10 protein-coding genes and 2 pseudogenes are annotated in these 16939 nt (G+C 45.5%); 3 read left to right on the top strand and 9 right to left on the bottom strand.

The window, feature by feature from the left end:
* The first annotated feature begins 349 nt into the window (after positions 1-349).
* Positions 350-3694 (top strand): PAS domain S-box protein, encoded by a 3345-nt coding sequence (locus QZ918_RS16815; RefSeq protein ID WP_293336907.1) that lies wholly within the window; start codon positions 350-352, stop codon positions 3692-3694.
* A 462-nt stretch (positions 3695-4156) separates the two neighbouring features.
* On the opposite strand, the gene QZ918_RS16820 is transcribed toward QZ918_RS16815, so the two are convergent.
* Together QZ918_RS16820 and QZ918_RS16825 are read right to left on the bottom strand one after the other, a co-directional pair.
* Positions 4157-4384 (bottom strand): hypothetical protein, encoded by a 228-nt coding sequence (locus QZ918_RS16820; RefSeq protein ID WP_293336909.1) that lies wholly within the window; start codon positions 4382-4384, stop codon positions 4157-4159.
* A 16-nt stretch (positions 4385-4400) separates the two neighbouring features.
* Complete coding sequence (locus QZ918_RS16825) at positions 4401-4532, bottom strand: hypothetical protein (protein ID WP_293336911.1); 132 nt, start codon at positions 4530-4532, stop codon at positions 4401-4403.
* 286 nt (positions 4533-4818) lie between these two features.
* Here QZ918_RS16825 and QZ918_RS16830 point away from each other — a divergent pair, with 286 nt between their 5' ends.
* Positions 4819-5550 carry a sucrose-phosphate phosphatase gene (locus tag QZ918_RS16830; protein WP_293336913.1) on the top strand — a complete coding sequence of 244 codons (732 nt, stop codon included), beginning with the start codon at positions 4819-4821 and terminating at the stop codon, positions 5548-5550.
* 243 nt (positions 5551-5793) lie between these two features.
* On the opposite strand, the gene QZ918_RS16835 is transcribed toward QZ918_RS16830, so the two are convergent.
* A complete protein-coding gene (locus QZ918_RS16835; RefSeq protein ID WP_293336947.1) occupies positions 5794-6981 on the bottom strand; it encodes an RNA-guided endonuclease InsQ/TnpB family protein in 1188 nt (395 codons plus the stop codon).
* On the bottom strand, positions 6869-7465 hold the full coding sequence (locus tag QZ918_RS16840) for an IS607 family transposase (RefSeq protein ID WP_293336949.1): 597 nt from the start codon (positions 7463-7465) through the stop codon (positions 6869-6871). The genes QZ918_RS16835 and QZ918_RS16840 overlap by 113 nt, the downstream gene beginning before the upstream one ends.
* A 75-nt stretch (positions 7466-7540) precedes the next feature.
* On the opposite strand from QZ918_RS16840, the pseudogene QZ918_RS16845 reads away from it, so the two are divergent.
* Positions 7541-7861, top strand: a pseudogene (locus tag QZ918_RS16845) (DUF6464 family protein); the annotation flags it as partial.
* Positions 7862-7947: 86 nt separating this feature from the next.
* Here the strand turns inward: QZ918_RS16845 and QZ918_RS16850 are convergent.
* The 5 genes and pseudogenes from QZ918_RS16850 to QZ918_RS16870 form a co-directional block, all read right to left on the bottom strand.
* On the bottom strand, positions 7948-8301 hold the full coding sequence (locus QZ918_RS16850) for a late competence development ComFB family protein (RefSeq protein WP_293154438.1): 354 nt from the start codon (positions 8299-8301) through the stop codon (positions 7948-7950).
* 76 nt (positions 8302-8377) lie between these two features.
* A complete protein-coding gene (locus tag QZ918_RS16855) occupies positions 8378-8779 on the bottom strand; it encodes a DUF1830 domain-containing protein (RefSeq protein WP_293154435.1) in 402 nt (133 codons plus the stop codon).
* 947 nt (positions 8780-9726) lie between these two features.
* Positions 9727-10113: a response regulator gene (locus QZ918_RS16860; RefSeq protein WP_293154432.1), complete on the bottom strand. Its 387-nt coding sequence runs from the start codon at positions 10111-10113 to the stop codon at positions 9727-9729.
* A 1313-nt stretch (positions 10114-11426) separates the two neighbouring features.
* Positions 11427-14882 (bottom strand): PAS domain S-box protein, encoded by a 3456-nt coding sequence (locus QZ918_RS16865; protein ID WP_293336915.1) that lies wholly within the window; start codon positions 14880-14882, stop codon positions 11427-11429.
* 734 nt (positions 14883-15616) lie between these two features.
* Positions 15617-16325 (bottom strand): annotated as a pseudogene (locus tag QZ918_RS16870) (IS4/Tn5 family transposase DNA-binding protein).
* Positions 16326-16939 lie beyond the last annotated feature (614 nt).

Consider the following 16939-nt stretch of genomic DNA (forward strand, 5'->3'; position numbering starts at 1 on the left):
ATAGAGAAAGCGCGACAACAACTATTATAAGTTAACGGGTAAGAGTCTTTTGAATGCAAAAAGTACAAGGTAGAAGGCAAGAAAAACCCGGCACACTGATTTATTGTTGGTATAATTTAATGCACAAATTTTGGAGAATGACTTTGTAACTTCGACATATAGCGGATCTAGCTCTCATATTCGCGGACGTTGTTGGGAAGAGAACCCTATACATTTAAGCGGTTATGTAAGCTGTCAGTCATACCTCATCTTTTTGAGAAAGGCTATATAAGAAAATAGGAAATTTTTGTTAATATTGCAGGGTATGCTGCCGATCGCGATCGATAATAAACTCAATCTATAAAAACTTATGCAGATCGATATAAGTATTCCTTTTGACAATCTATCGCCGAATCGTACCGGCCCCAATGCACCGAATTTAATAGAAGAAGTATGGAGGCTGTACGATCGCGCCCTGGCAGCTACCAGCAACGGCATCGCGATCGCGGACGCTACACAGCCGGATAACCCAATCGTCTACTGCAACCCAGCCTTCGAGAAGATTACAGGCTACGATCGCAGCGAAATCATCGGACACAACTGCCGTTTCCTGCAAGGCCCCGATACCGATCGCGCAGCCGTCGATCGCATCCGCGCAGCCCTGCGAGAACAACACGACTGCAAAGTAGTTCTCAAAAACTACCGCAAAGACGGCACCACCTTCTGGAACGAACTCACCATCTCACCGGTGCGCGATAGCAGCGGCACCGTTACCCACTTCATCGGCGTCCAAGCTGAGATCACCGATCGCATTCAAGCAGAAGAAGCCCTCAAACAAGCCGAGGCAAAATACCGCAGCATCTTTGAAAACGCCACCGAAGGCATATTTCAAATCGCCCCAGACGGGCGCTACCTCAGCGCCAACCCGGCACTCGCCCGCATCTACGGCTACGATTCTCCATCAGAACTGATCGCAAAATGTTCGGCAACAAACCTTTATGTCGATCGCACCCGCCGCGCTCAATTCGTCGCTACTATTACCAAAAAAGGCTCCCTGAAAGAGTTTGAGTCCTGCATACTCCGCCGGGACGGCAGCACTACCTGGATCTCGGAAAACGTGCGCGAAGTTGAGGGCGAAAATGGCGAACTCCTTTACTACGAAGGAACCGTCGCCGAAATCGCCGATCGCAAGCGCGCTGAAGCAGCCCTGCGCGATCGAGAATATTGGCTGAAAACCGCGATCGATGCCGTACCCGACGCCGTCAACCTCACAGACAGCGAGGGGCGCTGGCTGATTGCTAACGACTGCGCCCTCCAACTTTTGGGCTGGGAAACCTCCGACTATCAGGGCAAAACTACCGCCGAACTTGCTGCTACTGCCGATCCGAGAGTCAGAGAAATCCTGCTAACTTGGCAAGAAACCGAGGAAACTACCTGGAAAGCGGGTACTCTGACTTGCACCCGCCAAGTTGTCTCCTTACCTACAGGCGGCAGCAATTGGTTTGAAGTGCGGAAAGTGCCGCTGTTTAACCCCGACGGTTCGCGTAAAGGCATGGCAGTGGCGGGGCGGGACATCACTCAGGAAGTAGAAGCAGAGGCAGCTTTGCGGGACAGCGAACAGCGGTTTCGGGCAATTTTTGAACGCGCTGCGATCGGCATGGCAGTGGCTACCCTCGAAGGCGTGGCGATCGCGACTAATCCGGCATTTCAAGCTATGCTGGGGCGATCGGAAGCCCAACTGCGCGGCGCCGGCATCGACGACTGGGCGCATCCGGAAGACGCAAAGTCCGATCGCCACTTGCGCCAACAGTTGGCCTCAGGATCGCGCGAAGCTTACCAAATCGAGAAGCGCTACCTCCGCCCAGACGGCAGCATCAGGTGGGGACGCCTCAGCGCCTCTGTCATCCACAGCAGTCTCAAAACGCCACAGTTTATTTTGGAAATGGTAGAGGATATTACCGATCGCAAACTTGCCGAATCAGCTTTACTGCAAAATGAAGCTAAATGGCGATCGCTAATTCTCAACAGTTCCGACATCATAACCATTCTCGACGCCTGCGGTCGCATTGTTTACGAAAGCCCTTCTGTAGAAACAGTCTTGGACTACGAACCAGAGGAACTCATCGGTCAAATTGCCCTCGATTTCATTCACCCTGATGACCTGCCCTCGGCGATTTCCGACGGCGAAAAACTGCTCGCAAATCCCGGCGATCCGATCGCCCTCAAAGGTCGGTTCCGGCGCCCTGACGGTTCTTGGTGTTTTCTCGAAGGAGTCGGCATCAACTTGCTAGCAGACCCCGCTGTGAACGGAATTGCGATCAACTCCCGCGACATGACGGCGCGCAGACAAGCAGAGTACCGCCTCAGCAAAATCAACGAGTGCTTTTTGGGATTCACCACCGACGCCGCCGACAACATTCAGCGCCTGACATCCTTAGCCGGCGAGCTTTTGGGCGGCAGCAGCGCCATCTACAGCCACGTCGGTGGCGGGCTGCTGCGCGCGATCGCGACTTGGCAAGCGCCGCCCGATTACCCAGAGGTCGATCGCGCCGAAGGCCACATTTGTACCGATGTCTGCCACCAAGCCAGCGATCGGGCTGTGGTCATTCCTGACTTGCAGAACACCATCTACGGCGAAATCGATCCCGCTGTCATCCGCTACCAACTCAAAAGCTATTTGGGACAAGCAGTCAGGCTGGGAGAGAATTACGTAGGTGTGGTGTGCGTAATCTACACCGAGTCGATCGCACCCACAGAAGCCGACTGCAAGCTGATCGGAATTATCGCTGGGGCGATCGGAGTTGAAGAAGAAAGGGCTGTGGCTGCTGCGCGCGATCGACAAAAATCCCAGGAATTGCAAGCAGCTTTGCGCGAATTGCAACAAACTCAAATGCAGTTAGTCCAAACCGAAAAAATGTCTTCCCTCGGACAAGTGCTAGCAGGAATTGCCCACGAAATTAACAACCCAGTTGGCTTTGTCGCCGGCAACCTCTGCCACGTCCGCGGCTACGTTCTCGACTTACTAGACATCGTGCAGATGTATCGAGAAGAATTGCCGAATCCCCCAGCCAAAATTCAGAAACAAGCTGAAGATATAGACTTAGAATTTTTAGCAGAAGACCTGCCAAAATTGCTGGATTCAATGCACACAGGATGCGATCGAATTGTAGAAATCATTCAAACTCTCCGCAATTTTTCCCGGGCAGACGAAGCTAAATTCAAGCCTGCAGACCTTCACGAAGGTTTAGAAAGTACCTTGTTAATGTTGAACAGCAGGCTGAAAGCCAAGGCACACTGGCAGGGAATTGAAGTAATTAAACAATACGGAGAACTGCCAAAAATACCATGCCATCCCGGACAGCTCAATCAGGTATTTATGAATATCTTGGCAAATGCAATCGACGCTTTAGAAGAAAGCAGCAGCCCAGCCATAAATACCCCCAATTCAAATTTTCCAACAATCACCATCAAAACAGAAATGATTGATAACAATAGAATTTGTATTCGCATCTCAGACAACGGCCCGGGAATTCCCCAAGATAATATCGTGCGTTTATTTGACCCATTTTTCACGACAAAGCCCGTAGGTAAAGGCACAGGTTTGGGCTTGTCAATTTCGCATCAAATTGTGGTTGAAAAACACAAAGGTAAATTGCAGTGCCTCTCGGAACCTGGGAAAGGCACTGAATTTATCATCGAACTTCCAATCAAATAAGCTCGTATCTTCCACTTTGTACAATTGTCGCTCTAAATACCAAGCAAAAAAAAATCTTGCTACAACAAACACAAACTTTAGACCAAGTGAAATGGAGGGTTGTTTTATCAAATATTTTCGCGCTTTGCGTAGCTCGATTTTCGATCTTTTTTTGATACGATATTTCTGCCACGCAGCCTACAGATACTAATCATATCATGTCCGATCGATTACCATAACAAAAAAGGTTTGTAGTGCGGACTTCAGTCCGCAGCATTTTACGGACTGATATCAAATCCGCCCTTCATCGTCCTGTATTAATCTCTCTCTTCTCTTCCTTTGCGTCCTTTGCGCCTTCGCGGTTAAATCATTCCGATGCAACCGGAAACGATATGAAGTCCGCACTACGAGAAAAAATGGTTTGTAGTGCGGTTAATCCAGCGAACACCATATCAGTCATTCCCAAATCTAAAATCTCAAATCCTATGACTTCTGTCGCCTCTTGTTGTATACTAAGGAGATCAGAGGTGTCAGTCTGGCTGCTAATGTTGGCACTGTACCGACTTCAGTAGCTTTTTCAGACTGAGGAAAGTTTGCAATTTCTAACTCATTTGGGGGCAATTCACGAATTGCCCCCCTTACTTTTGGGGCTGTTGCTGCGATCGCCCTTTGCTGTATCTTGTCATAAAGCTCGATCGACAATTCAATCAATCAATCAATCAATCAATCAATCAATCAATCCGCCAGCCCTTCTCCCCGATAGCTGCGACACTTCCACCTCAACCCCTACCCGCCTTTCCTCGCTACAGACTCCCGCAGCTAAAAGATGAGGTACTAATGGGCATAGGGCATTGGGCATAGGGCATTGGGCATTGGGCATTGGGAAGAAGGCCAAACAGGGCATTGGGCATAGGGCATTGGGAAGAAGGCCAAACAGGGCATTGGCCAAACAGGGCATTGGGCATATCTCACTTTTTTGAGAACCGCTATAATTTTATTCTGATAATTAAGGAATTACCAGAAAGAATTGGTTGAAAGCCCCAACCCCGATCGGGAAAAATTAAAATCAGACTATTGATTACTCCAATCCTCTTCCTTCCTTTGTCAACAGTCAACAGTCAACAGTCAACTGAACAATTATCAAAATGAAATTCTTATTAGTGACAGATTTAGACAACACATTAGTCGGAGATGACGAAGCAACTCAACTTTTAAACCAGCACTTGCAATCAAAGCGATCGCAAATTTGTTTAGTTTACGCTACCGGGCGTTCCCATGCTTCAACCTGCGAGTTAATTTCCCAAAAGCAACTGCTAGCCCCCGACTATACGATCGCAGGTGTAGGCAGCGAGATTTACCAAAATGCCACCCTCGATTTAGATTGGGCGGAATATATTTCTCAAAACTGGGATAAAATTGCGATCGCCTCTTTAGCTCAACAGTTTAAGCAGCTTAAACCCCAATCCCTAACAGAACAAAATCCTTGGAAAATCAGTTATTGTCTGGAACCCGAAGCAGACAACAGCTCGATTCTCCAGGAATTGCAGCAAAAATTAACTACATCGGGACTAGCAGCTCAAATCATTTTTAGCAGCAATCGCGATCTAGATATCTTACCAAAAACTAGCAATAAAGGCAATGCCCTAACTTATTTACAACAGCACCTCCAAATTCCATCGGACACAACATTAGTTTGCGGCGATTCTGGCAATGATATTAGTATGTTTGAACAGGATGTTCGGGGAATAATCGTTGCTAACGCTATGTCAGAACTCTTAGCATGGCATCGCAAATATGGCACAACAAATCATTATTTAGCTGGCTCTGCTTGCGCTGGGGGCATCATGGAAGGAATGAATTATTTTTGGGGATTTTGATTTCATAAAATGCCGTTAAAGGTTTGTAGTGAGGACTTCAGTCCTCATAAAATCAGAGGACTGAAGTCCGAACGATCGAACCAAACAGATCGCACCCCAAGTCCCCCAAACCCTTAAAATTGAGTTGAGAATCTCCACCGCCTCTCGATCGAACCTGCGATTGCGATACCATCAGCTTGTACTCGCTTGCCGCACCGCCACATGGAACAAAATACTTTACCCGTAGAGGTGATTCTGATACATTTACGCGACAGTTACCCGGCGATTACCGGACAAAGCAACGATAGCACTATCACCCTCATAGGAGATAGAGGCGGTATCCCGCAAAGCTTTCAGTAAAATACCAAAAGCGCCATTATAATCCCGTGGGATTGAGTAGCCACATTCTGGGCAAGTAAACACTTTAGAACCACCTAACTTTTGATGCACATGACCACAATGGGTACAAGTTTTAGACGTGTATTCTTCAGTGACATCAATCACGCTGACGTTTCTGATATTTGCCTGATGTTTGATGGTTTGCTTGAATCTATAATGCGCCCATGTCAACATGGCTCTAGCAGTTTTTGAACGAATCTTTCTTCGTGCCTTGGCTACCATTTGGGAAGACTCAAAAGTAGGAAGAAATATGATTCGATAGTTGCTAGTTAAATAGCAAGCGGTTTGTTTCTGGCATTCGTCTACTAAATTCCGAATCCGTATTCTCATACGATGAGCCGCTTGTCTCATCCGTTTTCGGCGCCGTTTCTGGGCTTGAGATATTCGGCTCATTAAGTTATCTAAGTGTTGGCACAGACGAGCAATTCGTCCCATGTCACCACCTCCCCACTCTATGAATTTATTGCCATCAAATCCGGTCATAAATGTTCTCACGCCCGGATCTAACGCAATAATTCCCGTTGCATCGGTAGGGTGTAAAGTAACTGGCACAGGGAACACCGCAAACCAGCGACCCTTGCAGTATAACAACTGAGTGCCTCGATGTCGATCGGGAATCTCCTCAGAAGTATGATAGGTTAATCCTTTTGTCAAGGAAGAATACCAAGTGCCTTTGGTGAAATTTGTATCGTTAAATTTGATGGTTTGAGAGTAATCTCTGATGCTACGAAACTTGGCGTCTGAACTAGCCTTAAATGCTCGATGAGCATCAAAAATAGCGTTCTGCCTGATATGACAAGGTGTTTCTTTTATCCATTCTGGTAAATCACCTCGCATCACAGAGTTACGTAATTCCAGCTTGCTTAAGCGCTTTTTTCGTTGCATTGCTATTGCTTGATTGAAACAATAACGACAGGCTGCTAGCCATTTTCGCCAGACTTTATTTAATTCCTGACTCGGGTAGATCCGGATCTTCTTTGATTTGAGATTTATACTTTCTGAGTCCGTAGAGTCTACTACTAAAGCAGTGGAGGATTGCCAGGATGTCTTCAACCATTTCTTGCTCTGGACTAAGGTTTGTTTCGTTGAGTACCACGAGTTCACACCGGTTTTGCTCACAAAGCCATTTGAACAAGTCAAAGCCGAATCTTGCCAATCGGTCTGACGGGGCAACGACAACCATTCGCACATCTCCTTTGAGGATGCGTTCCAATAGGGCAAGAAGCTTTTTCCGTTTGAAATTAAGTCCTCCTCCAATTTCGCTACAGATTTCGGCTTCCGGGTAGAGACTACTAAGGTGGGCGACTTGTCGATTAAGGTCGGGCTGTTGTGCGCGACTACTGACTCTGGCGTAGACAACAGCCATCCGGTTGTCGGTTCTAGTGGATAGAGCGGCAAACCTGTCAACGTTATACCTTCTTTGCCCTGACGGTGTTCTTATTGCTTGGATTTTGCCTGCTTCTTCCCAACGTCGGAGAGTTCTTTCGTTGACTCCAAGGATGGACGAAGCTTCTTTGGGTGGGACGTACCTGACAATAGCTTTTTCCTCAACTCTTGTTCTGTTATAGCAGATTGTCCGGTGATGCCCAGCAAATTTGTTATTTAGTTATGACTCTCTCACCCCCGCCAATCTCTAGGTAGCATTCGGCTAGATTGGACGCCGCAACCGGGGAACTATCTCGATTTAGAGGGAAAAACCTACGCTGTCTTGGAACGCCACCACCGCTATCAACTCAAATTCGGGCGCTACCAACTGCAAAAAATTGCCTTGTACGTGCAGTCTGCCACACTGCCGATGGAAAGAACATTTGTCAGCGGCATCTGGGTTATCGGAGTTGCTAGCTGCCACTTTAACGCTCGATCGGAAATTCTGCGCTGTGCTGTCAACCCCAATGGCCCCTGCGAGGGCTGCCGCGATTACCAAAAGTGTTGAATGCAACCTCTGCGTACAGACAATTTTAGCTCGATCGGGCGATCGAGAGTGCCGAGGCTCTCGGCATCTCCCTCAATTGCCACAAACTATCTAAACCAACTAGCAACTCTAGAATCGAATTTAACTTCTTCCCAAACGCGATAATCTACCTTCTGATAGGAATGCAGCAAGTCGCAAATGCCAGCATGAATCAAATTTTCTATCTGTAGCAACTGTTCTGAAGAACAGCGAACCTGAATTGTCTGGTTCGACACAGACTCGCCGGAGTCGATCGCAGTATATTTATTAGGAACTCTGCTCAGCACGTAAGCAATTAAATCCTGCCGCAAGCCCGAGTGTGAAAAAACCTGTTGGTGGGGATGGTTGGGATAAGATCCCAAGATAATTTCTACTTCCTCTGTGACTACGCCCAAGGTGATATTGACAAGATTTTTCTGCATTTTCCCAATTTCCCAAATACTACTGAACTTAGATATTTGTTGCCCCCGATCCAGTTCGTCTCATTTCTTCGGAACTTTAGCGCGCTAATACCGCATATTTTGCTTCCGGAATAACCCGATCGAACTCAGAACTTACCTCTTCTATAACCCGCAGCACGTAGCAGGGAATATTGTCCGATAAAATAGCACTTGCCACCGCGCCTGTATGAATTTCTAATACTGCTGTTGCCGCAGCTTCAAACATCATTTGCTGCCCCGGAAACATCACTCTTTCAAAGTACCAGTTAGGAATGTTTCCAATCCGTAAAACCTGAATTTGGTTAGTAGTATTGGCGTAATAGCACAAGATTTGGTTGTTACCTTGAGAAGATAGCTGATATGACATTTGAGAAATCTCCACACTCTTTAAAAAACTTACCAGAAAGAATTGGTTGAAAGCCTCTCCCTTTGAGGGAGAAATTAAAATCAGACTATTCATTACTCCAATCCTCTGACTTCTAGGTAGAGGTCGCTTTTAAACTGTCCCAGGTCAACTGTCCCAGGTCAACTGTCAACTGTTGAATCAGACTTCGCTTTGCCTATTCGTCGTAATTGCGAGTTTGGCTTTTGACAAAATGACCTTATTATTTTCTCGACGTTATTCGACAGCACGAATCACATCCTCAGTTATTAATTTATTTTTGATTGATTTTTCCTGCCAACACTTAGAATACTTGCACCGAAACCAGTCTTTTCCGGTTGAAAAACCCAGTTTGGTTGGTATGCAGTGCCTAACCCCTGATTGATTCAGGTTGGTTGTGTTGTCGCACTCCTCAATCAAAAGTACCGTCACTCACCAAACTCTCCTGACAACAGGTTCGTTTTTTGGCAGCCGGATGCTACTGAGAGTGCGACCTTCACTTGAAGAACCTGGGATAAACATTATCTAAAAAATATGAGGAAATTATGAAGATCGTCATTGTTTTAAATCAATATATTTTGCTCAAAGCATGGATTATAACACTTAGGCAGAAACCGGGTTTTTCCCTACCAACTTCGCTGTATTAGGGAGTATGGCTTAAACCATTTGGTCGATCGAGCAACAATCTGTAATTTATATAACACTAATATAAGTATAAATACGCAGAAAGCCGATCGACTTTACGGGCAACAAAAGACCCCGAGTCCCTGAGGTTATCTCTGAAACTTCTAGGGAATCAGGGTTGGAAGTAACCAATCACCGATCGATCTCAAAGCTAAATCAAAAAAATGAGGAAATTCTGAAAACACCCGGAAAACTCGGACTTTCCTGGACGCAGAAAGCCGGTTCACCAAGATAATTGCGATATTTTAGCAAGAGTCTTAATTAATTTGTCGGCCGAGGACACTTCGTTTGTTTGGCGTGCCGTTGAAACCGCCGAGTCTTGTCTTGCATTTTTCCCCAGCTTAAAGCAACGTTTCCCAACCCAGAATTCCGGCAACTTGCTGCGCCAAACTCAAAGGATCGAAAGGCTTGGCAATCACCCCTGCTACCCCCAAATCAGCAAACTCGTTCAAATCCATTGCCTGCACCTTAGCCGTCAGAAAAATCACCGGAATCTCTCGAGTAGTCGCATTTTTTTGCAGCAAACCAAACAAAGTAACTCCGTCCATATCGGGCATCATTACATCGAGTAGAATAGCATCAGGGACTTGAGTTTCAGCTAAAACCAATCCTTTGCTGGCCTCGGGCGAAATCAGCACTCTCCAGCCACCTAAATGTTCTAGACAAGCCTGAATCACGCTACAGAGGTTTTGTTCGTCATCGATTACCAGAATCTGCTTTGCTGACATAATTAAAACCCTTATTTTAAATAAATTGTGGTCAACCGAAACAGGACTTACGCAGTAACTGCTCAATAACCGCTGAAAAAGCCTGCGGAACCGCTGGTAAATTAGCAGAAAGTCACGCCCAAACGAGAGTGAAATCGTTGGATATCATTTAGATTCTCTAAAATTACCAGCGGTTATTGAGTAGTTACCTTACCCACACGAGATGCACCTACTTAAACCAAAAATTTAAAAATCTAAATATATCTCAATAGACTTGGGTTAGGAGTTGTCCGAAGATACGAACGCTATACGTGAACGCGATCTTTTATGAAATCAATCGAGCGTATCTATTTTTCATAGTTTTGACTTCCCGGCTCTCGGATCCCAAGCGTATTGAAATATAGCTCTCCCTATTGGTGTCAACAACCTGGATAAAACCCTTTGTATATCTCGTTTATCGCCGAGGCAAGAACCCTATGGCATCCCCCTTAAGAAGGGGAACGAAAGAGAACAATCTTGTCGCCCCTTTTTAAGCTATGCGTTATTCACATCTTTCTTAACAAAGGCGAGAGCGATCGCTCGCTAAGCTATCAAACCCCATTCCTCGATCGACCATTTCTCAATCAACTCAAGTTTTTTTCAAGAAAGACAAGCGTCTTATTTTCAAGGTTTGTGGAATTAAATCAGCTTGAAACCCTTAGATAACAAGGCTTTCAAAATTGTTACAAAAAATGTGAGTAACGCCTAGCCGAATCGTTGCGGGAGTAGGGCGGTTGAACTGCGGGCGATCGAGACCTAATCTTCAAACATAATATCCTTGATAAATAAAACTTTAAATTGACACCAATTAACCCTCCCAAGCTCATACACTGGCTGTACATTACCAAGAACCAAGCAATGTCAAAACCGATTTCGCGTTGCGAGGAACCTTAGAGGATGTTTGAAAAGTCAAAGGTTGTCACAATTAACACCCGATCCCCCTCGCATCCCCCTTAAGAAGGGGGACTTTGAGCCGGATTCTGGTTCCCCCTTTTTAAGGCTACGGTGTACACACAAGTCGAGTTGGAAATCAATTGACCCAAAAAAAACGGAAATTTATTTTTTTAATCCTTGATTTCCCGTCACCCATTATCAATAATTTAAAACTATTGATAACGATCTCGATTGTCTAAAAACCTTGCCGACTAAGGGTTGTGTCAGACACAGCCAGGTTTTGGCAAGTTGTGTGTACACGGTAGCCTTTTTAAGGGGGCTAGGGGGATCGGGTGTTTTGATACCAACGCAAGGACTTGTCAAACACCCTCTTAGCAATCGCTTTTTCTTATGACAGCAATCTAACCTTTCCCCCCTTCGCCTTCCAACGGTGCAGGCACTGTGAAATAGAAACTCGTACCTTCAGAGACAACACTTTCGGCCCAAATTCTGCCGCCGTGCTGCTGCACGATGCTGCGACAGATAGCCAAACCCAAACCCGTACCTCCTTTTTGGCGGGAGTCAGAACCATCGACCTGTTGAAACCGTCCAAAGATAGTTTCTAATTTATCAGCAGGAATCCCCCTCCCTCGATCTTTGACTTCAAATAAAACCCGTGAAGCGTAGCTATCCCGTAGGGAATCGCCCAAATCTTCAACCCTGACAGTTACTGTACACCCCGGAGCCGAAAATTTAATCGCATTGCTCAACAAATTTACCAGCAGTTGCACAATCCTGTCCGGGTCAGCCCAAATTTGTGCCGACGAAGGCAAAATCGACAAATCAATCTTATTCTCAGCAGCCACAGACATCACAGCTTCTGCAGACTTCCGCATCAAAACCTGTGCATCGCACCACTGCTTAACAATGGTAACTTGGCTCGAATCGAGTCGCTCTAAATCGAGAATATCGTTGACCAAACGCACTAACCGTTCGGTATCGCTTGACGCAATTTCTAACATCTGTTTGGCAGTTTCCGGTCGATCTTTGAGCACCCCAGCCGCCAGCAAACCTAAAGAACCGCGAATTGAGGTCAGCGGCGTTCGCAGTTCGTGGCTGACAATGGAAATAAACTCATTTTTCATTTTTTCAATTGCCCGACTTTCTGTGATATCTGTGACTGTGCCGACGTGACCTATTAGTTGACATCGGTCGGCAAAAATCGGAGCTGTTTTTACCCGACCAAACCGGATGGTTCCGTCTGGCTGGATGTGGCGGAATTCGCAGGAAAATTCTTCATCTGGCGATCGCAATTCCGACCACTTAGACTGAATTAGTTTGATATCTTCGGGGTGAACAAACTGCATCCAGCCGTCTCCTAAAGCTTCTGCGGCTGTGAAGCCACCAATTGCTTGACAGCGCGGATTTGTATAGGTACATTTCCCCTCAGCATCTATTTTGAAGATGCCGACAGGAGAACTCTCGCTCAGAGAACGAAATAAAGCTTCGCTTTCCCGCAGTTCTGTTTGAGAAATTTCTAGTTCTCTGGTGCGCTGCAAAACTCGCATTTCTAAGAGTTCGTTGAGCTGTTGGAGGGCGGCTTCAGCTTGTTTGCGATCGCTAATGTCGCGCTGCACTGCCACCCAATGGGTAAACCAACCAGTTTCATCTGCGATCGGCACAATGCTCAATTCTACCCAAAACTGCGTCCCGTCTTTGCGGTAATTGATCAAGTCAACTCGCACCGGCTGCCAGGTTTTCAAAGCTCTCCGAATGCGATCGAGACTTGCCCTATTTGTTTTTGCTCCTTGCAAGATGCGCGGCGTTTTGCCCACAACTTCTTCTAGCGTATAGCCAGTCATCCGCGTGAAAGCTGGGTTGACATACAGAATTCGCGGGCCCGGTTCGTCAATCGGTTCAGCTTCGGTAATTAACACCGCGTCATTAGTCGTGGTGATGACTGATTCCAACAAATGCAACTGTAATTCTTTAGCTTTGCGATCGCTAATTTCTGTAACTGTGCCCACCATCCGCACAGCTTCGCCCGTTTCGCTATAAAAAAACTTACCTTTCCTCTCCATCCAGTGAATGCTGCCGTCGGGCCAAATCACGCGGTGTTCGTGACAAAAATCCGATCGCTCCGCGAGGGCCTGATTCCTAGCATTCTCCAAAGCTTTTAAATCTTCCGGGTGAATGCAAGCTGCAAAACTTTGATCTGTTCCGCCAAAAGTTCCAGGCGCCAATCCAAACAACTCTTCATGTTCCCTCGACCAAACCATGCGATTTTTCTGTATGTCCCAGTCCCAAAATCCGATTTTGGTAGCCGACAAAGCTAAGTTGAGCTGCTGGTTGATTTTCCGCAACTCAATGCTAGCAATAGCAACTCGCAGTTCTCGGGCAATTTCGATTTCGCAAGGCTGCCAAGGCAAAGATTTTGACCTCACAGTTTCTTGCCACAACTCAAAGGAAGTGCGAGGAGACATCAATGGGGTACCATCTGGTTTAAATTCAATTGGCCAATCTGGTTTGCCTGCCCAGTTGACAGTTTGAATTGCTTCGGGACGGAACCACAAAATGTAATAATTTTCAATCTCAGACATGGCAAGCACCAGCAAACCGCCAGCGACTTCTTTCAATTTTTCGGCAGGCGGATACAGTTTTGAGAGACAATCTGTATAAAAAACATCATTTTTATTTATTTTGGTTTTTATCCAATCAATTAAGTTTTCGATTTCTCGCAGTTTCGGGGTTTTTCCGATGGCGATCAAATTTTCGTTGGCACACACAACCCCACCGGTAGCGCCCACTAAGGCCAGCAATTCATCTGGGGATTTAAGTAAACCTTCTACAAAGCAGTTTTCTTGAGAAATTTCCCTAATAAATTTATGGCAAATTTCTTTTAAATTAATTGCATAGTCCCGGTCTTCGCTATCTTGTTTGTAGCTGAGTTCTAGATTCACAAACTTTGCTACCATTTCGCAAGCCGTTCTGGTTTCGTAGTTGATATACTTTGGTGTTCGGTGGTGACAGGCGATCAATCCCCAGAGTGTTCGATCTTTGATTAATGTCACGGTCATGCTAGCGCCAATGTTCATATTCTTGAGATATTGAACGTGGCAAGGCGAAACTGTTCTCAACAAAGAAAATGCCAGATCCAGGGGGCGCCCCGTCAGCGGATTGCACTCAGGAATTAGTTCTACAGCCTGATAGTGAAGATCGGGAATAAACCGAATTAAATTCATGGTGAACTGCTTTCTAGCCTGCGGGGGAATATCGGCAGCCGGATAGTGCATTCCCAATAAAGAAGCCAAATTTTCTGCTTTATCTTCGGCGACGACTTTTCCCGCACCTGTGGCATCAAATTGATAGACGATCGCCCGATCGAACCCAATCATCCTCCGCACCTCTTCTACCACTGTCTGACACAGCAATTGCAGGTTTGGCGTGTTGTGGATTTTGTCGATCGGCTTTTGGACTAAATGATAAGAATTGAAATAATTGCTCGCTTTTGGGGAAACAACCTGCTCTAGTTCAAAAATTAATACCGAACTTAATTGATACAGCGTCCCATGAAAAAAAGACTTGCGGTTTTGAATTTTGAATGATAAGCTGATATCGTTAGTTTGATTGCTGTTTTCACATAAAGCTTTTTGAATCGCCTTAATTTCCTCAGTCTCGACAAATCCATGTAAAAACTTGCCCAAAAGTTCTTGCGGGTAAATGCCGATCGCCTTAAAAGTATTATTGCTAACTTGCAAAATCTTCAACACAGTAGATTCTACCACCAACAGGATGCCGTGAGGTTGAATCGAAGCCGGAGCGTAAATTAATTCGCAGTCGCTGTCATCGCGATCGCCTGTCTCTGACGTTAATACCATTACTTTCTTTTGATTGTGAACATTTATCTAAATTAGCCTGTGTTCTGAAATGACCGGGCAAACATCCCTCGACGCCACCGCGTCCGAATCCTAGAATTTAATAATTAATTCCAAGTTTTGGCGAAAGCTTACCAGAAAGAATTGGTTGAAAGCCCGCCCGCCTTTGAGGGAGAAATTAAAATCAGACTATTCATTACTCCAATCCTCTGACTTAAGGGTAGAGGTCGCTCTCCTTCTGTCAACTGTCAACTGTCAAACTGTCAACTGTCAACTGTTGAACGGTGTTTCGGACGCCCGCTGCATAATTAGGTGTCAACAATCGCCTAAAAACTTTTGTATCTATCGTTTACCGTTGAGGCCTGAACCCCCTCGCATCCCCCGAGGATGGGGGAGTAGAGGGGTTGACGAAAGAGAAGACTCTTATCCCCCTGACAGTCCTATGCTTTATAAACATCTTTCTTAACAAGAAAGTTGACAAAAGTAACTACTGGTGTAAGAGCTATTGGGGAGATAAATTCTGATCGAATACGAATTCTGGTGCAAAGAATGTTCATTGATGTCTCCCTCTTTCAATAAGTTCGCTCAAGTGCTCTCGGTAAAAACCCCGAGATCGCATTTTGGACAAATAGCAATCTAAGGTTTTTCTGCCATTGGTGGCGGTTTGCCAAAATTATCACTTACATCATCGACACAATTTGTCATCACAGCTATTTTCACCCTGGCAAAATACCAATTCAAGTTGTTTTAAGTTGATTAAATAGCAGCCAACCCATCATAATATCATCCAATCTTCTCAATCCACGCCACAAGGTCTTAACTCCCGGAAAACCATCATGTTTTCTTCCCAAAAAACCTCCCAATTTAGCAATCCAACCAACCGCTTCTCCTAAAGTTGGCGGGTAAGAATGAGGATAACTTTTGTGATGATTTTTGGCATAAAGAGCCTGCCATTCCGGAGGTAATAACATAATTTCACAACTGACATTAGTCTCGCTACGAGCTAGATAAGTAATATAAAGTAAACGCCACGCTACAATTTGGTCGATAATGCCTAATGGTAGCCCCTCTGTTGTTGCTGCCTCCTTTGAATGTACTTTCAATCCATGAGCATATTTATTATCAAGATATCCGACTCCTTTGACTGCTTCATGCGTAGTATAATTTAATTCCGTTGTATCCTGTATTGCCAAGATAATTTGATGATTTTTAATTCTTGAAAGCGTCGCATATACGTGTCCTTTCCTAAGCTTCGTGGGGTTTGATATATGGTGAATCCCAGAAATCGTAAGTAGCCTTAGTTTCTGCCCACGTTCCACTAGCTTCTGGGACGCTAGATTCTGGCTTATTGCTCAAATTAGAAACAATTTTCATGAATCTATTTGTCCTTCTTGCGTCTCCCAATTCAGTTTTTTCTAATTCTTCCCTTACCCATTGATTGATCATTTTAACCTCATTCCTGGGCGATCGCCCGTTCGTTTAACAGCACAGATGTTGATTTTTGTCAACTTTATTGTTAAGAAAGATGTTTATAAAGCATAGCTTCTTAAGGGGGGGTTAGGGGGGATCTAGGCCTAATGGTCAAATAGTAGATCGGCAGTATATTTAACGTTAAGTTGACACTAATGGGTAATGGGGAATGGAAATTTAACCCAATCACTTATAACTTATCTCAAATTTCTGAAATATACAGAAGACCGGGTGAATGGAATTCGCACGCCAAACAAACACTCACGCGCCGGGAGCGGGTTGAAGTTTTATCTTCTCCTTCTTCTTTCTTCTCTCGCGACGATAACTCAAGCCTTATTCTATACAATCCGTTACATCCCGTACATTGCTCGTTGCCGAACTTTCTTTACCTAATAAAAAAAGGGGCGAGCCAGAAGCCCGCCCCACCCAAAATTATGCTGCTGCTATTTATTAGCCTAACAGCTTAGCCTAACAGCTTAGCCTAACAGCTTAGCCTAACAGCTTAGCCTAACAGCTTAGCCTAACAGCTTAGCCTAACAGCTTAGCCTAACAGCTTAGCCTAACAGCTTAGCCTAACAGCTTAGCCTAAC

This window comes from Microcoleus sp. CAWBG58, assembly GCF_020883045.1.
Lineage (GTDB): Bacteria > Cyanobacteriota > Cyanobacteriia > Cyanobacteriales > Microcoleaceae > Microcoleus.